Raw genomic sequence first — 19,944 nt, 5'->3', positions numbered from 1 at the left:
TGGCCGTGCCCTTCGACTGGGGGACGGGTAAGCCGCTGGCTCTCCTCCCCACCGGGGTGGTGGCCGCATGAGCACCGCGACGATCACCGGGAATGAGCGGCTGCGCGGGGCGATGGTCGCCGCGAACGTCACCATCGAGGGCCTGGCCGATCACCTCGGCGTCGACCCGAAGTCGGTCGACCGCTGGCTGAACTCGGACCGGACCCCGCACGCCCGCAACGCGGAAGCCGCCGCCAAGTTCCTCGGCGCGGACGCCTATCACCTGTGGCCCAAGCTCGGCGAGCGTCACCGCTCCACGCCGACCGCTCAGGATGAGGTCGTCGCCTGCTACCCGATGCGCTCCACCGTCCCCGACGGCCTGTGGCGCTCCACCCTGGCCGGTGCCACGACGGTCATCGACCTGGCGGTGTCCAACCTGCTGTTCTTGGCCGACGCCGTGTGGGACCTGCCGACGCTGCTGGCCGACAAGGCATCGGCCGGCGTCCGGGTCCGCCTCGTCACTCCGGAGAATCCGGCCGGGCCGGTCACCGGACTGGGTGACGTGTTCCCCTCGCTGCTGACGGTCCCTGGCCTGCGCCTGTCCACCCACCCCGGACTGCGGGCGGATGTGATGCGGGCGGATGATGACCTGCTGGTCACCACGCCGATCGACGGGCTCACCCCGGCTCTGGCCCCGGTTCTGCACCTGCGCCGGTTGGGGTCGGCTCCGATGGTCGGCGGCTACCTGGCCACCCTCGATCACCTCTACGCCACCGCCACCCCGACCCGGCCCACCACCCTTCACCTGCGGGCGGTGGCCGCGTGACGCACCTTCCCGTCCCCACGGCTGCCGTCGCTGACGTGGCGGCGGCCGTGGGCACAGACCCCCTCACCCTCGCCGATCTCCTGCGGGTCGCCAACACGCCGGGCTTCGACCGCTGGCGCGAGCAGATCCGCCGCACGGGCGGCTGCTCGAACCCGATCCACCTGCAAGGCTCCACGGTCACCCGCGACGCCAGGACCGGTGACGTCCTCTACTCCTACTCCACCGAGCAGGAGCCGGGCGGACGCCTGCGGGTGGCCTGCGGCAACCGCCGTGCCTCCCGCTGCCCGGCCTGCGCCTGGACCTACGCCGGGGACACCTACCACCTGATCCGCGCCGGGATCACCGGCGACGAACGCAAGGACGTACCCGCCACCGTGCGGGACCATCCGCGGGTCTTCGCCACCCTCACCGCCCCCTCCTTCGGCCCGGTTCACAACCGGCCCTCCTCGGGCCGCTGCCGCTGCGGCGTCCAGCACGCCGAGACGGACCCGGTCCTGGGCACGGCTCTGGACCCGGAGCGGTACGACTACGCGGGGGCGGTGCTGTTCAACAACTTCGCCGGGGACCTGTGGCGTCGCTTCACCATCTACCTGCGCCGGGAGATCGCCGCCCGCGCGGGCATCACCCAGGCCGCCCTGCGGGAGGTGTGCCGGGTCTCCTTCGGCAAGGTCGCCGAATTCCAGAAACGCGGCTCCGTCCACTTCCACGCCGTGGTGCGCCTCGACGGCCCGGACGGCCCCGACACTGCGCCCCCGGCCTGGGCCACCGTCGCGCTCCTGGATGCTGCGATCCGGGCCGCCGCCGCCCGCGTCGCCGTGCCGGTTCCGTCGGCCGGCGCCTTCCCCGCCCGCGTGCTGCGCTGGGGCGAGCAGGTCGACGTGCAGCCCATCGGCGCCCTCGGGCACGAGGAACTGACCGAACAGGCTGTCGCCTCCTACGTCGCCAAGTACGCCACGAAGGCGGCCGAGACGACCGGCACCATCGACCGCCGCATCGGGGAGCTGGCCGAACTCGACAAGCTGAGCTTGCCCGCGCACACGCGACGGCTGATCGAAGCGTGCTGGGCGCTCGATGACGCCTACCCGGACCGGCTGCTGGCCCGGTGGGCTCACATGCTCGGCTTCCGCGGCCACTTCTCCACCAAGTCCCGCCGCTACTCCACCACCCTCGGCGCCCTCCGCCAGACCCGGGCCGACTACCGCGCCCGGCAGGAACGCCGCGAACGCGGGCTCTCCGAAGACCTCGACGACACGGACGGCACCACGCTCGTCCTCGCCCACTGGACCTACGCCGGACAGGGCCATTCCCCCGGCGAATCCTGGCTCGCCGCCAGCATCGCCCGGGACCTGCGCCTGAACCGTGAGACGGCACGCGAAGCACTCGCTGACCTGCACGACATGGACGACATGGAGGTGTGGGCATGAAGCGCTCGCTGCCCGACCGCTACCTGACCCCCGTCGACCTGGCCGACCTCCTCGGCGTCCCCGTCGAGACGGTCTACCAGTGGCGCCGCAAGCAGACCGGCCCGCGGGGCTTCCGCGTCGGCCGGCACCTCCGCTTCGACCCCGAAGACGTTCGCGTCTGGGTCGAGTCCCAGATGGAAAGGGCCGCCTGATGGCCGGACACGTCCAAGACCGCTGGTACAAGGTCGAGACCGACGCCGACGGCAAGACCGTCAAGGTCAAGACCGACCGCTTCGGCGTCGGCCTGCGCTACCGCGCCCGGTACATCGGCCCCGACGGCTCCGAGAAGTCCAAGAGCTTCCCGGACAAGCAGAAGCGCAAGGCGGAACAGTGGCTCGCCAACATCGAGGCCGACATGTCGCGCGGCGACTACGTCGACCCGGACGCTGGCAAGGTCACGTTCGAGCAGTACGCCACGCAGTGGATGGCCACGCAGGTCACGGACCCGCTGACCCGTGAGTCGGTGGAGAGCCGCCTGCGACTGCACGCGATCCCCTATCTGGGAGCACGACCGCTCAAGTCGTTCACCCCGTCGCACCTGCGCCTCTGGCTGCGCACTCTGGAGGACCGTGGACTCTCTGCCGGATACAGGCGAGGGATCTTCGCGCACGTCTCCACGGTCTTCACCGCTGCCGTGGAAGACCGGATCATCCGAGTCAATCCGTGCAGTGCTCGCTCCGTGCGGGCGCCACGTCTGGAGCCTCGCAAGGTCAAGCCGTGGCCTGCCGAACGAATCATGACCGTGCGCTCGGTGTTGCCGGACCGGTACCAGGCGCTCGTCAACGTCGCTGCCGGGTGCGGCCTGCGCCAAGGTGAGGTCTTCGGCCTGGCCGTGGAAGACGTCGACTTCCTCGGGGGAGTGGTGCACGTCGTGCGGCAGGTCAAGCTCCTGAGGCTGCATCGGCCGGTGTTCGCTCCGCCGAAGGGCGGCAAGGAGCGTGACGTTCCTCTGCCCGAGTCCGTCGCCTTCGCACTGGCCGCTCACCTCAAGCGCAATCCGGCTACGAAGGTCACACTGCCGTGGAAGACCCCCGATGGTCCGCCCGTCACGGCGTCGCTCATCTTCACCAGCCCCATGGGGCTGCCGCTGGACCGGAACCGCTTCAACGACCGCGTGTGGCGGCCGGCGCTTCGGGCCGCGGGTGTCGAGACCGGGCGGGACAACGGCATGCACGCGCTGCGGCACTTCTACGCCTCGGTGCTGCTGGATGCGGGGGAGAGCATCAAGGCTCTCAGCGAGTACCTGGGCCACCATGACCCCGGCTTCACGCTGCGGACGTACACGCACCTGATGCCGTCGAGCGGTAGTCGGACCCGGGCCGCCGTGGACCGCGTCTTCTCGGAGGGGGAACCCGCCGTTGACGGCCCGGACACGGCCCACGAGGGTGCCTAGCCCTCTGACCTGCGGTTATCTCAGTAGCCGAAGTCCTGTGTCCACCAGGGGCCGCCCGGGCCGAAGTGGACGCCGACGCCCAGGGTCCGGAAGTCGCAGTTCAGGATGTTGGCCTTGTGCCCCGGGCTGTCCATCCAGGAGTCCATCACGGCCTGGGCGTCGGCTTGTCCGCGGGCTATGTTCTCGCCCCCGAGGCTGCTTATCCCCGCCGCCTCGGCCCGGTCCCAGGGAGTGGCGCCGGCGGGGTCGGTGTGATCGAAGAAGTCCTGTGTGGCCATGGCCCGACTGAAGTCCTCGGCCAGTTCGCGCAGCGCGCTGTTCGCGGCCACCGGGCTGCAGCCCGCCTCGGCCCGCTCGTCGTTGACGAGCTCGAGCACCTGGGCCTCGGCCGCGGCCTGCTCGGACAGGGTGCCGACGGGAGAGCCGGTCTTCTGCCCCGGAGCCTGCGTGGCCGTGCGCGACGGCGTGGGCTGCCGTTTCCGGCTGGGCGTGGAGGCCTCCGGCTCGTCCGCCTCCGACGGCGTACCGGTCGGCGCCGCGGACGTCGACGCCGATGCCGACGGGGAAGGGGAGGCCGAGGAGGAAGAGGAGGACGCGGTGGCGGAGGGCGGGACGGAGCGGCCCGTGCCACGGCTCGCGGACGCGCCGCCGTCGAGGCCGGTGTCCGCGCTGCCGTAGGCGCCGCCCTGCCCGGCCGGGTCGTTGGCCGGGTCGTCGGCCGACTGCACCCGGTCACCGCCGCCGACACGGCCGAAGCGGTAGTTGTCGAGGCCGGGGACCGCACCCGTGGCCACGGCGACCGCGCCGAGCGCGACCGCGGCGGAGACGCCGAGCAGTCCCGTGCGGACCGGCGTGACGGCCCTCTTCTTCCGGCGGCGCCGTGACCGCGCGCGCCGGGGACCGTCGTCGGGGGTGAAGCCCTCACCGGGGAAGGGGACCGTACGGCTCACGCCCGGGCGGTCCTCGGCGTCCCGGCCGTCCGGCCCGAACAGATAGGCGTCGCTCTTCGCGCAGGCCTCGGCGTACGCCTCGGGGTTCAGGTAGGGCGCGGTGCCCATCGTGGGGCGGTCGCCCGGGCCCGGGGCCGACGGGAGCCCGCCCTGCCCCGCGGAGCCGTCCGTCCGGTGACCCTCGGTGGCGTGGCCGGCGGCGGCGCGGCCGGCGGCGGAGCGTCGGTGGCGTCCCATGTCCTGGCCTTCCTCGTCCTCGCGGTCGACGTGTCCTGGCATTCACCCCAGAACTCACACGTTCGGGTGAGTTTCAGATGGGGTTCATTGGGTGGGGACGGTACCGCACGACACAAGGGGGTGAAGTGCCCGGTGTGACATTGACTGGTTAGGTTGCATTCATGAGCGAGGATGTACGGCTGGTCGCGTGGGTTCGCGGACAGGTCCAGGGGGTGGGTTTCCGCTGGTTCACGCGGGCCAGGGCGCTGGAACTCGGTGGCATGAGTGGTTTTGCTCTCAATCTGGCCGACGGGCGTGTCCAGGTGGTCGCGGAAGGCCCGCGCGAGCGGTGCGAGGGGCTCCTCGACTGGCTGCGGGGCGGCGACACGCCCGGACGCGTGGACGGCGTCACCGAGATCTGGGACACACCCCGCGGCGGCTACGACGGCTTCGCCATCCGCTGACGCGGCGGCGCGCGGAGCCCAGTCGGCACCCGGTACGGGGGTGCGCCGAGAGGGCGCGGGAAGGAAAACGGGCAGGTGGTTGCGGAGAACGCCGCCTTCGTGGCAGGCTCCCCATCCAGGATGATCGCCACGCCCCCCAGGGGCCCGCAGGAGTTGCCGCGCCGCCGTTTCCCGGCCGCGCGCCCCGGGCACCCGTCAATACGGGGCGTGATCGTGTTGACCGTCAAACTTTTTGGTGAGACGCTGAAAGCCCCGCGCACCTTAGCTGTTTGGCATGGTTGAACGGCAGTAAAAACTGAAGAGTGCCAAGCACCGCGGGTGCGAATCCCTCACGACCCACACCGCTTCGGTCGGTCACTCATTGTGGAGGACCATCCATCATGGCAAAGGCGCTTCTCGGTTACGTCGGCGGCTCCGACCCTCGACTCCTCGCCGAGATGCGACGGCTCCAGCAGCGCGTCCAGGACCTGGAATCCGAGCTCGGACGAATCCAGGCGGAGAAGGACGCGTTGGCGGCTGCCGCTTCTCACGACAGGATCATGGAGAGCGTTGACGCACACCAGGCGGAGCCTGCGCTCACCTGATCACTGCATCGCTCCACGACGGCACAGCAGTGGTTGGGCCGCCTGCACAACCGCTCAGTCGTCTGAGTTGCAAGGGACGCTTCGGCGTCCCTTCTTTCTTTCTCCGCCTTGTCCCTCTCGGTCCGTCTCGTCCGTGGCTCCCGCCCGGCCCGGCCCTTCCCCGTGCATCCTTTCACCCTCTTCAACGTCTGATGTGCCCTGCATGTGCACCTGTGAAACCGCGCTGGTCCACCGGTTCATGGAGTGGGACATCCCCGAAAGGTAGAGTCCGACGGCGTGCACCTGAAGGCCCTGACCCTCCGCGGGTTCAAGTCGTTCGCCTCGGCGACCACGCTCCGGTTCGAGCCCGGCATCACCTGCGTCGTCGGCCCCAACGGATCGGGCAAGTCCAACGTCGTGGACGCGCTCAGCTGGGTGATGGGCGAACAGGGAGCCAAGTCCCTGCGCGGCGGCAAGATGGAGGACGTCATCTTCGCCGGCACCACCGGCCGTCCGCCACTGGGCCGCGCCGAGGTGTCCCTCACCATCGACAACTCCGACGGCGCCCTGCCCATCGAGTACGCCGAGGTCACCATCACGCGGATCATGTTCCGCAACGGCGGCAGCGAGTACCAGATCAACGGCGACACCTGCCGCCTGCTCGACATCCAGGAACTGCTCTCCGACTCCGGCATCGGCCGCGAGATGCACGTCATCGTCGGCCAGGGCCAGCTCGACTCCGTCCTGCACGCCGACCCCACCGGCCGCCGCGCCTTCATCGAGGAGGCCGCGGGTGTCCTCAAGCACCGCAAGCGCAAGGAGAAGGCGCTCCGGAAACTGGACGCCATGCAGGCCAACCTCGCGCGCGTGCAGGACCTCACCGACGAACTGCGGCGCCAGCTCAAGCCGCTGGGCCGGCAGGCGGCGGTGGCGAGAAGGGCCGCCGTCATCCAGGCCGACCTGCGCGACGCCCGGCTCAGGCTCCTCGCCGACGACCTCGTACGGCTGCGCGAGGCGCTCCGGGCCGAGATCGCCGACGAGACGGCCCTGAAGGAACGCAAGGAGAGCGTCGAACGGGAGCTGGCCAAGGCCCTGCGCCGTGAGGCGGACCTGGAGGACGAGGTCCGCCGGCTCACCCCGCGCCTGCAACGCGCCCAGCAGACCTGGTACGAGCTGTCCCAGTTCGCCGAGCGGGTGCGCGGCACGATCTCGCTGGCCGACGCCCGCGTGAAGAGCGCCACCTCCACGCCCCCCGAGGAGCGGCGCGGCCGGGACCCGGAGGACCTGGAGCGCGAGGCCGCCCGGGTGCGCGAACAGGAGGCCGAGCTCGAAGCGGCCCTGGAAGCGGCCGAGCGCGCCTTGGAGGACACGGTCGCCCACCGCGCCGACCTCGAACGTGAACTGGCCCTGGAGGAGCGCCGCCTCAAGGACGCCGCCCGCGCCATCGCCGACCACCGGGAGGGGCTCGCCCGGCTCAGCGGCCAGGTCGCCGCGGCCCGTTCCCGCGCCGCCGCCGCCCAGGCGGAGATCGAACGGCTGGCCGCTGCCCGGGACGAGTCCCGGCAGCGGGCCGCCGCCGCCCAGGAGGAGTACGAGGCGCTCCGGGCCGAGGTCGACGGACTCGACGCCGGCGACCAGGAACTCGCCGAGCGGCACGAGGCCGCCAAGCGCCGGCTGGCCGAGGCGGAGGCCGCCCGGAACGCCGCCCGCGAGGCGGCCACCGCGGCGGAGCGCGAGCGCGCGGCGACGCAGGCCCGCCACGACGCCCTCGCCCTGGGCCTGCGCCGCAAGGACGGCACCGGTGCCCTGCTCGCCGCACGGGACGGCCTCGACGGGCTCCTCGGCCCCGCCGCCGGACTGCTCACCGTGGTGCCGGGCCACGAGGTCGCCCTCGCCGCCGCCTTCGCGGCCGCCGCCGACGCCCTCGTGACGACGTCCCCGGAGGCCGCCGCCGACGCCATCCGGTACCTGCGCAAGCAGGACGCGGGCCGCGCCTCGCTGCTGCTCACCGGTGCCCCCGACGACGTGTCGCACGAGCCGCGCGGCGACGGGCCGCCGTACGCCGCCGACCTCGTCCGGGGCCCCGGCGACCTGATGCCCGCCGTACGGCGGCTGCTGCGCGGGATCGTCGTCGTCGGCACCCTGGAGGAGGCCGAGGACCTCGTCCGCGCCCGTCCCGGGCTGACCGCCGTCACCGCCGAGGGCGACCTGCTGGGGGCCCACTTCGCGCAGGGCGGGTCCGCCGGGGCGCCCAGCCTGCTGGAGGTGCAGGCGTCCGTGGACGAGGCCGCGGCCGAGCTGGCGGAGCTGGACGTGCGGTGCGCGGAGCTGGCCGAGGCGCAGCAGGCGGCCGTCGAACGGCGCCGGGAGTGCGCCGCGCTCGTCGAGGAACTGGGGGAGCGGCTCCGCGCCGCCGACCGGGAGAAGTCGTCCGTCGCCCAGCAGCTGGGGCGGCTCGCCGGACAGGCGCGGGGCGCGGTCGGCGAGGCCGAGCGCTCCGCCGCCGCGGCGCAGCGGGCGCAGGAGGCGCTGGACAGGGCGCTCATGGAGGCCGAGGAACTGGCCGAGCGGCTCGCCGTCGCGGAGGAGAGTGCCCCTTTCGGGGAAGGAGGGGTGGAGGAACCCGACACCTCCGTCCGCGACCGGCTCGCTGCCGACGGCGCCAACGCGCGGCAGACCGAGATGGAGGCCCGCCTGCAGGCCCGTACGCACGAGGAGCGGGTCAAGGCGCTCGCCGGACGCGCCGACTCCCTCGACCGGGCCGCCCGCGCCGAACGCGAGGCACGCGCGCGTGCCGAACGGCGGCGGGCCCGGCTGCGGCACGAGGCGGCCGTCGCGGCGGCCGTCGCCGCGGGCGCCCGGCAGCTGCTGGCGCACGTCGAGGTCTCCCTGGTCCGCGCCGACGAGGAGCGCGCCGCCGCGGAGGCCGCCAAGGCCCGCCGCGAGCAGGAACTGGCCGCCGCGCGCACCGCCGGACGCGACCTCAAGGCCGAGCTCGACAAGTTGACGGATTCAGTTCACCGGGGCGAGGTACTCGGCGCCGAGAAGCGGCTGCGCATCGAGCAGCTGGAGACCAAGGCGCTGGAGGAACTCGGTGTGGAACCGGCGGGACTCGAAGCCGAGTACGGGCCGCATCAACTGGTGCCGCCCTCGCCCCCCGCCGAGGGCGAGCAGCTCCCGGAGGATCCGAAGCACCCGCGCAACCGCCCTCGGCCCTTCGTGCGGGCCGAGCAGGAGAAGCGGCTGAAGGCGGCCGAACGGGCGTACCAGCAGCTCGGCAAGGTCAATCCGCTGGCCCTGGAGGAGTTCGCGGCGCTGGAGGAGCGGCACCAGTTCCTCGGCGAGCAGCTCGAGGACCTGAAGAAGACCCGCGCCGACCTGCTCCAGGTCGTCAAGGAGGTCGACGAACGCGTCGAGCAGGTCTTCACGGAGGCCTTCCGGGACACGGCCCGGGAGTTCGAGGGCGTGTTCGGCCGGCTCTTCCCCGGCGGCGAGGGGCGCCTGGTGCTGACCGACCCCGACAACATGCTCACCACGGGTGTGGACGTCGAGGCACGGCCACCGGGCAAGAAGGTCAAGCGGCTCTCGCTGCTCTCGGGCGGGGAGCGCTCGCTGACCGCCGTGGCGCTGCTCGTGTCGATCTTCAAGGCGCGGCCCAGCCCGTTCTACGTGATGGACGAGGTCGAGGCGGCGCTCGACGACACCAACCTGCAGCGGCTGATCCGGATCATGCAGGAGCTGCAGGAGGCATCGCAGCTGATCGTCATCACGCACCAGAAGCGGACGATGGAGATCGCCGACGCACTGTACGGCGTCTCCATGCAGGGCGACGGTGTGTCGAAGGTCATCGGTCAGCGCCTGCGTCAGCCTGCATAGAACGGCGCAAGCCGGACTTTTGAACTTCAACTCTTGAACGCATTGACGTTAAGTGCGTCGGATACCTCACAGCTCTCCCCCTATTGACTTCGAAACTTGAAGGCATAGTCTCTGCAACGTTGCTTTTACCTTCAGGTCCCTTCGGTGGTACCTCGAAGGCGAACCGCCCCGGCAGCGTTGCCGGAAGCCCGAGGAGTACACGTGGCCAGCACAGCGCAGGCACCCAATCCAGGAGCCAGAACGGCTCACCCCGATCATCTCGGGCACGTCATCTTCATCGCGGCGGCGGCCGCGATGGGCGGTTTCCTCTTCGGCTACGACAGTTCCGTCATCAACGGCGCCGTCGAGGCCATCCGGGACCGCTACGACGTCGGCTCCGCACTGCTGGCCCAGGTCATCGCCATCGCGCTGATCGGCTGCGCCATCGGCGCCGCGACCGCCGGACGCATCGCCGACCGCATCGGCCGCATCCGCTGCATGCAGATCGCCGCCGTCCTGTTCACGGTCAGCGCCATCGGCTCGGCCCTGCCCTTCGCGCTGTGGGACCTCGCCATGTGGCGCGTCATCGGCGGCTTCGCCATCGGCATGGCCTCGGTGATCGGCCCCGCCTACATCGCCGAGGTCTCCCCGCCCGCCTACCGCGGCCGGCTCGGCTCCTTCCAGCAGGCCGCGATCGTCGTCGGCATCGCCGTGTCGCAGCTGGTCAACTGGGGACTGCTGAACGCCGCCGGCGGTGACCAGCGCGGTGAGCTGATGGGCCTGGAGGCCTGGCAGGTCATGCTCGGCGTCATGGTCGTCCCGGCCGTCCTCTACGGCCTGCTGTCCTTCGCCATCCCGGAGTCCCCGCGCTTCCTGGTCTCCGTGGGCAAGCGCGAGCGTGCCAAGCAGATCCTCGCGGAGGTCGAGGGCAAGGACGTGGACTTCGACGCGCGCATCGCCGAGATCGAGCACGCCATGCACCGCGAGGAGAAGTCGTCCTTCAAGGACCTGCTCGGCGGCAGCTTCTTCTTCAAGCCGATCGTCTGGATCGGCATCGGCCTGTCGGTCTTCCAGCAGTTCGTCGGCATCAACGTCGCGTTCTACTACTCCTCGACGCTGTGGCAGTCGGTCGGCGTCGACCCGTCGCAGTCGTTCTTCTACTCGTTCACGACGTCGATCATCAACATCGTCGGCACCGTGATCGCGATGATCTTCGTGGACCGCGTCGGCCGCAAGCCGCTCGCGATCGTCGGCTCGGTCGGCATGGTGATCGGCCTGGCGCTGGAGGCCTGGGCCTTCTCCTACGACCTGGTCGACGGCAAGCTCCCGGCGACCCAGGGCTGGGTCGCCCTGATCGCCGCCCACCTGTTCGTCCTCTTCTTCGCCCTGTCCTGGGGCGTGGTCGTCTGGGTCTTCCTCGGCGAGATGTTCCCGAACCGGATCCGCGCCGCCGCCCTGGGTGTGGCCGCGTCCGCGCAGTGGATCGCCAACTGGGCGATCACCGCGAGCTTCCCGTCGCTGGCCGACTGGAACCTGTCCGGTACGTACGTGATCTACACGATCTTCGCCGCGCTCTCCATCCCGTTCGTGCTGAAGTTCGTGAAGGAGACGAAGGGCAAGGCCCTGGAGGAGATGGGCTGACAGCCCTCCCCGAACTCGGGGAGAAGGGCCAAGACCCCGCTGCCCTCTCCCCGTACCGTGCCGCCGCCCCCGTCCGGTCACCTCCGGACGGGGGCGGCGGCGTTTTCAGGACCGGCACCGGACGGGGCGCACGCAACCGGACGAGCGGCCGGCCACCGCGAAGGCGCGGTGCCGCGTCTCCGGCCGGACCGCTCCCGGCCGGCACGGGTGGGACCGCGCGGGGCCCGGCGGGGAGGAGCCGCTCGGGCCGGGCGCATCGGGGGGACGGGAAAGTGCTGTCCGGCCTGGCGCTCGGCGAAGGGGAGGCACTTCCCGGGCCCGGGGCGGGGCGGACGGGAGGGGATCGTCCGGGTTCGGTGCGGGGTGCGGTACCCGGGACGGGCCACCGGGTCCGTGGGCGGGGGAGAGGGAACGGAGACCCGCCTGGCCCGTCGGTGGGGACGACGGCGACCGCCACGAGCCTCGGCCGACCGCGCTTACCGGCCCCGGGCGGTCGCGCCGGCCGGCCCGGGTGAGCTGTGCGCGGCGCACCCGCCGGACGTGCCCACCGCCCGGTCGGCTACGCGCGGCGCGCTCGTCGGCCGGTGCCGGCCGGACCCCGGTCGGCCGCACGCGGCGCACCCGCCGGCCGGCCGGAGACCGATGATCCGCCGGTGACGCGAACGTCCCCCTCCGCCGGGCCGGGCGAAGGGGGACGCGGGTGGGGAGCGGTGTCAGACGCTCAGCGGCTCGGGCTGCTCGGCCCGCTCGGCGGAGGCCGCCGGGACGACCACCGCCGGCTTCGGCAGCACCGCGTACAGCAGACCGGAGATCACCACCGTGGCGACCCAGCCGAGGCCGTACTCGCCGATGACGTTGTTCGCGGCGAGCGGGCCCGTGAACCAGTCGGACGTCGTGAACATCAGGCCCGCGGCCAGGCCCACCGCCCAGGCGGCGACGGCGGCGGGGGAGAAGCCGCCCCGGTACCAGTAGGCGCTGGTGCGGCCGGTGTCGGCCAGGGCCTCGCCGTCGTACTCCCCGCGGCGCAGCATGTCCGCCCCGAAGACGCCGACCCAGGCGGAGAAGGCGACCGCGAGCAGCGACAGGAAGGCGATGAAGGAGCCCATGAAGCTGGTCGCCACCAGCATCAGCACGCCGCCGAAGACCAGCGAGATCACGGCGTTCACCGAGACCGCCCAGTGCCGCGGGACCTTGAAGCCGAGGGTCTGCGCGGTGAAGCCGGCCGAGTACATCGACATGGAGTTGATCAGCAGCATGCCGATCAGCGCGATCAGCAGGTACGGCACCGCTATCCAGGTCGGCAGGATCTCGCCGAGGAAGGAGACCGGGTCGCTGGCGGAGGCCAGGTCCGGCGTCGAGACCGCCATCACCATCCCCATCAGCACCATGGGCAGCACGACGATGCCGGCGCCGCCGATCGTCACGCCCACGATGCCCTTGGAGGAGGCGGTGCGCGGCAGGTACCGCGTGAAGTCCGGCGCGGACGGGATCCAGCTCACGCCGCCCGCCGCGATCAGCCCCACACCGGTGATCATCGCGGCGACCGAACCGGCGGACCGGTCGAAGACCGCGGACCAGTCGGTGTCGACGACCAGGTAGCCCAGCACCAGCACCGAGAAGACGCCGAAGAGGTACGCCGCGTACTTGTTGCACTTCTGCACCGCGTTGATGCCCAGCCCGGAGATCGCGAACGTGGCGACGACGAAGACGAGCAGCGTCACGATGTCCAGCACGCTGTTGGCCTTGACGCCGAACACGATGTCCAGCACGGTCAGCACCGCGTAGGCGCCGGTCACCGCGTTGATCGTCTCCCAGCCCCAGCGGGCGACCCAGATCAACGCCCCGGGCAGCAGATTGCCCCGCTGACCGAAGACCGCCCGGGACAGCGCCATGCCGGGGGCGCCGCCGCGCTTGCCGGCGATGCCGATCAGGCCGACCAGGCCGTACGACACCACGGGCGCGACGGCCGCGACGACCAGGGCCTGCCAGAAGCTGAGGCGGTACGCCACGACGAGGCTCGCGCCCATGGTGAGCAGCAGCACGCTGATGTTGGCGCCGACCCAGGTCGGGAAGAGCTCGCGGGTCCGGGCGGTGCGCTCCTGGTCGGGCACCTGCTCGATGCCACGGGTTTCCAGGGCGCCTTCTGTCTCGGCGGTCTTGCTCATGTGGGGGGTCCGTGCCTCGATCGTGGGGAAGAGGGTGCGTTCGGGACTCTACGCGCGTTGAAGCGGCCTCCTCCATCGTACTTTGATCCGACTCCTTCCATCCAGCGGCCTTTGTCCTTCGGAGGAAGCCACGAGTGACGCTCCGTGCCGGATCCTCACGGGAAGGCGTGGCACGGTCCACCGCATGGGCCGTGCCACGCCCCGGGTGCGCCTCGGCGCCCTTCGACCCGGTCCTTCGGGCATCAGCGCACGCTGATACCGGACGGGTGGTGACTCCGCCTGGACGGGCCTCCCACCGGCCATGAGCCAGGTGCGGGGCAGGCGTGCCCCGGCCGGGGCACGCCTGCCCCGCTGAGCAACAAAGGGCCGGGGCAGGGGTCACGCATACTGGGGCTGTTATGGAAATCGTCATCCTTGCTGTAGTCATCGCCGTGGTCGTGATCGGCGCGCTCGGCGGGCTGGTCGTGGGCAGTCGCCGCAAGAAGCAGCTGCCTCCGCCACCTCCCTCGACGCCCGACATCACCGCCCCTCCGGCCGAGCCGCACGTCGGCGACGAGGCCGAGACGCCCCACGACGAACCGCGCCGGACGATAGAGGAGGTCGACCTCCCGGACGGCGGCACCGCTCCCGTCGGTGTCGAGGAACCGCCCGTCGTCGAAGAGCTCGAGATCCCTCAGATCGAGGTCCCCGAGCCCACCGCCGGCCGTCTGGTCCGGCTCCGTGCCCGCCTCTCCCGCTCGCAGAACGCCCTCGGCAAGGGTCTGCTGACCCTGCTCTCCCGCGAGCACCTCGACGAGGACACCTGGGAGGAGATCGAGGACACGCTGATCACGGCCGACGTCGGCGTGCAGCCCACCCAGGAGCTGGTCGAGCGGCTGCGCGAGCGGGTGAGGGTGCTCGGCACCCGCACACCCGAGGAGCTGCGCGGCCTGCTGCGCGAGGAGCTGATCACGCTGGTCGGCCCCGACATGGACCGCGAGGTCAAGACCGAACCCGCCACCGGCAAGCCCGGCATCGTGATGGTCGTCGGCGTCAACGGCACCGGCAAGACCACCACCACCGGCAAGCTCGCCCGGGTCCTGGTCGCCGACGGCCGCAGCGTCGTCCTCGGCGCCGCCGACACCTTCCGCGCCGCCGCCGCCGACCAGCTGCAGACCTGGGGCGAGCGGGTCGGCGCCCACACCGTGCGGGGCCCGGAGGGCGGCGACCCCGCCTCCGTCGCCTTCGACGCGGTCAAGGAGGGCAAGGACGTCGGCGCCGACGTGGTGCTCATCGACACCGCCGGCCGCCTGCACACCAAGACCGGGCTCATGGACGAGCTCGGCAAGGTCAAGCGCGTGGTGGAGAAGCAGGCCCCGCTGGACGAGGTGCTGCTGGTTCTCGACGCCACCACCGGCCAGAACGGCCTGATCCAGGCCCGCGTCTTCGCCGAGGTCGTCAACATCACAGGCATCGTCCTCACCAAGCTGGACGGCACGGCCAAGGGCGGCATCGTCGTCGCCGTGCAGCGTGAGCTGGGTGTGCCGGTCAAGCTGATCGGGCTCGGTGAGGGCCCCGACGACCTGGCGCCGTTCGAGCCCGCTGCGTTCGTGGACGCGCTCATCGGCGAGTGACGCCCCGCCGGCCCCGCGCCGGTACGCGCACGAAGAAGCGCCCGCCCCCGAGGTGCAGTCGGGGGACGGGCGCTTCGCCGTGCCGGGCGGGTGCCGGGGCCGGACGGCCGCCGGCCTACGCCCGTGACCGGTGGGCCACGTACGCCAGCGTCCCCAGCAGCAGCCGGGCCGCGGGCGGTCTCGTCGCCGAGTCGAGGGCCGGCGGACGCAGCCAGCGCACCGGCCCGAGTCCGCCGCGGTCCGAGGGCGGGGCCGTGACATGCGTACCGGGGCCGAGCCCGCGCAGGTCGAGCGCGGCCGGATCGTCCCAGCCCATGCGGTAGAGCAGCCGGGGCAGCTCGGCGGCGGCGCCGGGGGCGACGAAGAAGTGGGCGCGGCCCTCGGGGGTCGCCGCGACCGGGCCGAGGGGCAGGCCCATGCGCTCCAGCCGCGCCAGCGCCCGGCGCCCGGCGGCCTCGGCCACCTCGACCACGTCGAACGTCCGCCCCACGGGCAGCATCACCGCGGCGCCCGGGAACTCGGCCCAGGCCGCGCTCGCCTCGTCCAGCGTCGATCCGGCCGGCAGCTCGGGCGCGAAGTCCAGCGGATGCGCGCCCGGTGCCGGGCAGCCGCGCCGGCCGCAGGAGCAGGCGCCGGCGGCGGCCCGCGCCCCCGGCACCACGTCCCAGCCCCACAGCCCCGTGAACTCGGCCACCGCGGTGGCCTCCGACGCGCGGCCGCGGCGGCGTGTGACGGGCCGGACGTCGCGCGTGCCCCGACTGGTCCCGATGCCGATCGTGAAGCCCATGCCCCCTCCAACGGGTCCGACGCAGCGACGGTTACGCAACGGACGTAATGCGTGACTCTCTGTTTCCCCTGTGTTTCCCACTCCCCGGTCCGACGCGGTTCAGACGGCGCCCGGAGGCGCTGCGGGTGGTGCGCCCGGCGGCGCACGCCCCGGCGAGCCCCGTTGCGCTGTCTCCCGGTCGTCCTGTGTCAAGTGAATCGTGCGCAGGTCACCGGGAGTTCATCCGAAGGGGTGGCGAATGGTGGCGATTCCCGAATCGCCATGGCAGAGCCAGTGATCGTAGGATTACTTTGTGTGCATGGAGCCTTGGGGTGCGTGCACTTGTGGATATGCCGGAGGCAACTCGGCTTTCCGTTCGAAGGGTGGCGTACGCCGAACGGAGGGTCCGGGCCACCGGCATTCTGATAAGGCTTGGCGCACTCGGCGACAGATGGTCTCAGGGATGGGGGCGTTCCAGTGAGCGGCAACGGCGAAGGCGGCACGAGCGCGGGCAGCGCGACGCACGCTGACAAGCGCCCCAACGAGCTGCTCACCTCGTGGTTCGCCCGCAGCGGCTGGTCCAAGGGCGAGCTCGCCCGGCAGGTCAACCGCCGGGCCCGCCAGCTGGGCGCCAACCACATCTCCACGGACACCTCGCGCGTACGCCGCTGGCTCGACGGCGAGAACCCGCGCGAACCGATCCCCCGGATCCTGTCCGAGCTGTTCTCCGAACGCTTCGGCGTCGTCGTCTCCGTCGAGGACCTGGGCCTGCGCACCACCCGCCCGTCGCCCTCCGCGACCGGCGTCGACCTGCCCTGGACGGGCCCGCAGACCGTGGCCCTGCTCAGCGAGTTCTCGCGCAGCGACCTGATGCTGGCGCGGCGCGGCTTCCTCGGGAGCTCGCTGGCCCTCTCCGCCGGCCCGTCCCTCATCGAGCCCATGCAGCGCTGGCTGGTCCCCTCGCCGCCGGCCGGCCCGTCCGTGCGCGAGCCCGAGCCGGCCACGCGTGCGCGCGGCCGGCTGTCCCGGCCGGAGCTGGAGCTGCTGGAGTCCACCGCCGTGATGTTCCGCCGCTGGGACGCCCAGTGCGGCGGCGGCCTGCGCCGCAAGGCGGTCGTCGGCCAGCTGCACGAGGTGACCGACCTCCTCCAGGAACCCCAGGCGGAGACCACCCGCGCCAAACTCTTCAAGGTCGCCGCCGAACTCGCCGAACTGGCCGGCTGGATGTCGTACGACGTCGGACTCCAGCCCACCGCGCAGAAGTACTTCGTCCTCGCCCTGCACGCCGCCAAGGAGGCCGGTGACCGGCCGCTCGGCTCGTACATCCTCTCCAGCATGAGCCGCCAGATGATCCACCTCGGCCGGCCCGACGACGCCCTGGAACTCATCCACCTCGCGCAGTACGGCAGCCGGGACTGCGCGAGCCCGCGCACCCAGGCGATGCTGTACGCGATGGAGGCCCGCGCCTACGCCAACATGGGCCAGCCCGGCCGCTGCAAGCGGGCGGTGCGCATGGCCGAGGAGACCTTCGCCGAGGCCGACGAGTGGGACGAGCCGGACCCCGACTGGATTCGCTTCTTCTCCGAGGCCGAGCTGCACGGGGAGAACAGCCACTCCTTCCGCGACCTCGCCTACGTCGCCGGCCGCAGCCCCACCTACGCCTCCCTGGCCGAGCCGCTGATGCGGCGGGCCGTGGAGCTCTTCGCCAAGGACGAGGAACACCAGCGTTCCTACGCGCTCAACCTGATCGGCATGGCCACCGTGCACCTGCTGCGGCGCGAGCCGGAGCAGAGCACGGTCCTCGCCACCGAGGCCATGGCCATAGCCAAGAAGGTCCGCTCCGAACGCGTCAACACCCGCATCCGCAAGACCGTCGACACGGCCGTACGCGATTTCGGCGACCTGGCCGAGGTCACGGACCTCACCGCGCGGCTCGCCGTCGAACTGCCCGAGACCGCCGAAGCGGTCTGACCGCCCACAGATCCCGGCCGCGGCCGGCCCTCCCGAACTGTCCGACTCGGCTCCCCCATGCCAGGTCACTCGGAAGGCCGCCGCGGCCGGACCCCTTTTTGCGCCTGAACCGGCGCCGCTCTCGCGGACGTGGTTGCTCGCCGTGGGGGTGCTCGATTGACGGTCGCGGACATCCTCGGGAAGGCCGCGTCACGGTATCGGCGACCCGGTCCGCGAACCGGCCGTTCACTCACGCGTAACACCTACGGCGTCTTCGTCACGGCGGCGAAACAACGTGGGGCACCCGGCGAAACGGCGCTGCGCCAATCTCGTGGCGCATAACCGGCCCACCCCTCATTGCCGCCCAGGCTTCGCCCGCACGGGGCCGTACAACGACGAGGAGACGCCGATGGCTCCAGCCATCACGCTCGCCGCGGAGACACAGCTCTCCGCCGCCAACACGGGCTTCATGCTCATCTGCACCGCCCTGGTGATGCTCATGACCCCGGCTCTGGCCTTCTTCTACGGGGGCATGGTCCGCGTCAAGAGCACCCTGAACATGCTGATGATGAGCTTCATCAGCCTCGGCATCGTCACCGTGCTGTGGGTGCTGTACGGCTTCTCCATGGCCTTCGGCACCGACTCCGGGAGCCTCGTCGGCTGGAACTCCGACTGGGTCGGCCTCAGCGACATCGGGCTGACCGAGCTGTGGGACGGCTACACCATCCCCGTCTTCGTCTTCCTGGTCTTCCAGATGATGTTCGCCGTCCTCACGCCCGCGCTCATCAGCGGCGCCCTCGCGGACCGCGTCAAGTTCACGGCCTGGGCGCTGTTCATCACCCTGTGGGCCACGGTCGTCTACTTCCCGGTCGCCCACTGGGTCTGGGGCGCGGGCGGCTGGGCCTTCGAACTGGGTGTGATCGACTTCGCCGGCGGCACCGCCGTGCACATCAACGCCGGTGCCGCGGCGCTCGGCGTGATCCTCGTCATCGGCAAGCGGGTCGGTTTCAAGAAGGACCCGATGCGCCCGCACAGCCTGCCGCTGGTCATGCTCGGCGCGGGCCTGCTGTGGTTCGGCTGGTTCGGCTTCAACGCCGGCTCCTGGCTCGGCAACGACGACGGCGTCGGCGCGCTGATGTTCGTCAACACCCAGGTCGCCACCGGCGCGGCCATGCTGGCCTGGCTCGCCTACGAGAAGATCCGCCACGGCGCCTTCACGACGCTGGGCGCCGCCTCCGGCGCCGTCGCGGGCCTGGTCGCCATCACCCCGGCCGGCGGCGCCGTCTCCCCGCTCGGCGCGATCGCCGTCGGCGCCATCGCCGGTGTGCTGTGCGCCATGGCCGTCGGTCTGAAGTACACGTTCGGCTACGACGACTCCCTCGACGTCGTCGGCGTCCACCTCGTCGGCGGCATCGCCGGCTCCCTGCTCGTCGGCCTCTTCGCCAGCGGCAAGGGCCAGTCCGACGTCCAGGGCCTGTTCTACGGGGGCGGGCTGGACCAGTTCTGGAAGCAGTGCGCCGGTGTCTTCGCCGTCCTCGCCTACTCCCTGGTCGTCTCCGCGGTCCTGGCGTTCGCCCTGGACAGGACGATGGGTATGCGGGTGTCCGAGGACGACGAGGTGACCGGCATCGACCAGGCCGAGCACGCCGAGACCGCATACGACTTCAGCGGCGCCGGCGGCGGTGCCGCCCGGACCGCCGCACCGGCCGCGCAGGCCCCGAGCAAGAAGGTGGACGCATGAAGCTCATCACCGCCGTCGTCAAGCCGCACCGGCTCGACGAGATCAAGGAGGCCCTCCAGGCCTTCGGAGTCCACGGCCTCACCGTCACCGAGGCCAGCGGCTACGGCCGGCAGCGCGGCCACACCGAGGTCTACCGCGGCGCCGAGTACACCGTCGACCTGGTACCCAAGATCCGCATCGAGGTACTGGTCGAGGACGACGAGGCCGATCAGCTGATCGAGGTCGTCGTCAAGGCCGCCCGCACCGGCAAGATCGGCGACGGGAAGGTCTGGTCGGTCCCCGTCGACACGGCCGTACGGGTCCGCACCGGCGAGCGCGGCCCCGACGCGCTCTGAACCAGGACGAGGGAACAGGAGCCG

15 protein-coding genes are annotated in these 19,944 nt (G+C 71.7%); 12 read left to right on the top strand and 3 right to left on the bottom strand.

Translation table 11 applies throughout. From position 1 onward, the window contains the following. Positions 1–67: 67 nt before the first annotated feature. From ACIRFH_RS20125 to ACIRFH_RS20110, 4 genes are read left to right on the top strand one after another with little or no spacing between them, the layout of a single operon-like run. Positions 68–805, top strand: coding sequence for a helix-turn-helix domain-containing protein (locus tag ACIRFH_RS20125; RefSeq protein ID WP_403522378.1), 738 nt, complete (start codon positions 68–70; stop codon positions 803–805). After that, a complete protein-coding gene (repSA, locus tag ACIRFH_RS20120; RefSeq protein WP_403522376.1) occupies positions 802–2,229 on the top strand; it encodes a replication initiator protein RepSA in 1,428 nt (475 codons plus the stop codon). The genes ACIRFH_RS20125 and repSA overlap by 4 nt, the downstream gene beginning before the upstream one ends. Further along, entirely contained in the window at positions 2,226–2,420 is a 195-nt protein-coding gene (locus ACIRFH_RS20115) for a helix-turn-helix domain-containing protein (RefSeq protein WP_070390434.1), read from the top strand. Before repSA ends, ACIRFH_RS20115 begins: the two co-directional genes overlap by 4 nt. After that, a complete protein-coding gene (locus ACIRFH_RS20110; RefSeq protein WP_403522373.1) occupies positions 2,420–3,661 on the top strand; it encodes a tyrosine-type recombinase/integrase in 1,242 nt (413 codons plus the stop codon). The genes ACIRFH_RS20115 and ACIRFH_RS20110 overlap by 1 nt, the downstream gene beginning before the upstream one ends. A gap of 20 nt (positions 3,662–3,681) precedes the next feature. Here the strand turns inward: ACIRFH_RS20110 and ACIRFH_RS20105 are convergent, their stop codons facing one another. Beyond that, positions 3,682–4,848: a CAP domain-containing protein gene (locus tag ACIRFH_RS20105; protein ID WP_403522371.1), complete on the bottom strand. Its 1,167-nt coding sequence runs from the start codon at positions 4,846–4,848 to the stop codon at positions 3,682–3,684. Between the two features lie 161 nt (positions 4,849–5,009). Here ACIRFH_RS20105 and ACIRFH_RS20100 point away from each other — a divergent pair, with 161 nt between their 5' ends. The 4 genes from ACIRFH_RS20100 (at position 5,010) to ACIRFH_RS20085 (ending at position 11,350) form a co-directional block, all read left to right on the top strand. Next, a complete protein-coding gene (locus ACIRFH_RS20100) occupies positions 5,010–5,291 on the top strand; it encodes an acylphosphatase (RefSeq protein WP_403522369.1) in 282 nt (93 codons plus the stop codon). A gap of 380 nt (positions 5,292–5,671) precedes the next feature. Further along, positions 5,672–5,875 carry a hypothetical protein gene (locus tag ACIRFH_RS20095; protein ID WP_215206985.1) on the top strand — a complete coding sequence of 68 codons (204 nt, stop codon included), beginning with the start codon at positions 5,672–5,674 and terminating at the stop codon, positions 5,873–5,875. A gap of 276 nt (positions 5,876–6,151) precedes the next feature. Further along, positions 6,152–9,730, top strand: a complete 3,579-nt coding sequence (gene smc / locus ACIRFH_RS20090) for a chromosome segregation protein SMC (protein ID WP_403522367.1) — start codon at positions 6,152–6,154, stop codon at positions 9,728–9,730. Between the two features lie 201 nt (positions 9,731–9,931). After that, the gene (locus ACIRFH_RS20085) at positions 9,932–11,350 is read left to right on the top strand and encodes a sugar porter family MFS transporter (protein WP_403522365.1); all 1,419 of its coding nucleotides are present in this window, start codon (positions 9,932–9,934) and stop codon (positions 11,348–11,350) included. A gap of 713 nt (positions 11,351–12,063) precedes the next feature. On the opposite strand, the gene ACIRFH_RS20080 is transcribed toward ACIRFH_RS20085, so the two are convergent. Continuing rightward, positions 12,064–13,515, bottom strand: coding sequence for a cytosine permease (locus tag ACIRFH_RS20080; protein WP_403522363.1), 1,452 nt, complete (start codon positions 13,513–13,515; stop codon positions 12,064–12,066). Between the two features lie 398 nt (positions 13,516–13,913). Here ACIRFH_RS20080 and ftsY point away from each other — a divergent pair, with 398 nt between their 5' ends. Then, on the top strand, positions 13,914–15,128 hold the full coding sequence (gene ftsY / locus ACIRFH_RS20075; protein WP_403522361.1) for a signal recognition particle-docking protein FtsY: 1,215 nt from the start codon (positions 13,914–13,916) through the stop codon (positions 15,126–15,128). Positions 15,129–15,243: 115 nt separating this feature from the next. On the opposite strand, the gene ACIRFH_RS20070 is transcribed toward ftsY, so the two are convergent. Further along, positions 15,244–15,915, bottom strand: coding sequence for a bifunctional DNA primase/polymerase (locus tag ACIRFH_RS20070; RefSeq protein ID WP_403522359.1), 672 nt, complete (start codon positions 15,913–15,915; stop codon positions 15,244–15,246). A gap of 456 nt (positions 15,916–16,371) precedes the next feature. On the opposite strand from ACIRFH_RS20070, the gene ACIRFH_RS20065 reads away from it, so the two are divergent. The 3 genes from ACIRFH_RS20065 (at position 16,372) to ACIRFH_RS20055 (ending at position 19,920) form a co-directional block, all read left to right on the top strand. Beyond that, complete coding sequence (locus ACIRFH_RS20065) at positions 16,372–17,865, top strand: hypothetical protein (protein WP_403522357.1); 1,494 nt, start codon at positions 16,372–16,374, stop codon at positions 17,863–17,865. Positions 17,866–18,253: 388 nt separating this feature from the next. Next, the gene (locus ACIRFH_RS20060) at positions 18,254–19,585 is read left to right on the top strand and encodes an ammonium transporter (RefSeq protein WP_403522355.1); all 1,332 of its coding nucleotides are present in this window, start codon (positions 18,254–18,256) and stop codon (positions 19,583–19,585) included. Then, the gene (locus ACIRFH_RS20055) at positions 19,582–19,920 is read left to right on the top strand and encodes a P-II family nitrogen regulator (RefSeq protein WP_403522353.1); all 339 of its coding nucleotides are present in this window, start codon (positions 19,582–19,584) and stop codon (positions 19,918–19,920) included. The genes ACIRFH_RS20060 and ACIRFH_RS20055 overlap by 4 nt, the downstream gene beginning before the upstream one ends. The last annotated feature ends 24 nt before the right edge of the window (positions 19,921–19,944 follow it).

Source organism: Streptomyces sp. NPDC093586, from assembly GCF_044764905.1.
In the GTDB taxonomy this organism is placed as follows: Bacteria; Actinomycetota; Actinomycetes; order Streptomycetales; family Streptomycetaceae; genus Streptomyces.
This window is presented reverse-complemented; position numbering and strand designations above follow the sequence as displayed.

Coding starts and splice junctions, on each gene's coding strand:
- ftsY (WP_403522361.1), top strand. CDS start 13,914: ATGGAAATCGTCATCCTTGCTGTAGTCATCGCCGTGGTCGTGATCGGC.
- ACIRFH_RS20080 (WP_403522363.1), bottom strand. CDS start 13,515: ATGAGCAAGACCGCCGAGACAGAAGGCGCCCTGGAAACCCGTGGCATC.
- ACIRFH_RS20070 (WP_403522359.1), bottom strand. CDS start 15,915: ATGGGCTTCACGATCGGCATCGGGACCAGTCGGGGCACGCGCGACGTC.
- ACIRFH_RS20115 (WP_070390434.1), top strand. CDS start 2,226: ATGAAGCGCTCGCTGCCCGACCGCTACCTGACCCCCGTCGACCTGGCC.
- ACIRFH_RS20105 (WP_403522371.1), bottom strand. CDS start 4,848: ATGGGACGCCACCGACGCTCCGCCGCCGGCCGCGCCGCCGCCGGCCAC.
- ACIRFH_RS20125 (WP_403522378.1), top strand. CDS start 68: ATGAGCACCGCGACGATCACCGGGAATGAGCGGCTGCGCGGGGCGATG.
- ACIRFH_RS20100 (WP_403522369.1), top strand. CDS start 5,010: ATGAGCGAGGATGTACGGCTGGTCGCGTGGGTTCGCGGACAGGTCCAG.
- ACIRFH_RS20055 (WP_403522353.1), top strand. CDS start 19,582: ATGAAGCTCATCACCGCCGTCGTCAAGCCGCACCGGCTCGACGAGATC.
- ACIRFH_RS20110 (WP_403522373.1), top strand. CDS start 2,420: ATGGCCGGACACGTCCAAGACCGCTGGTACAAGGTCGAGACCGACGCC.
- ACIRFH_RS20095 (WP_215206985.1), top strand. CDS start 5,672: ATGGCAAAGGCGCTTCTCGGTTACGTCGGCGGCTCCGACCCTCGACTC.
- ACIRFH_RS20060 (WP_403522355.1), top strand. CDS start 18,254: ATGGCTCCAGCCATCACGCTCGCCGCGGAGACACAGCTCTCCGCCGCC.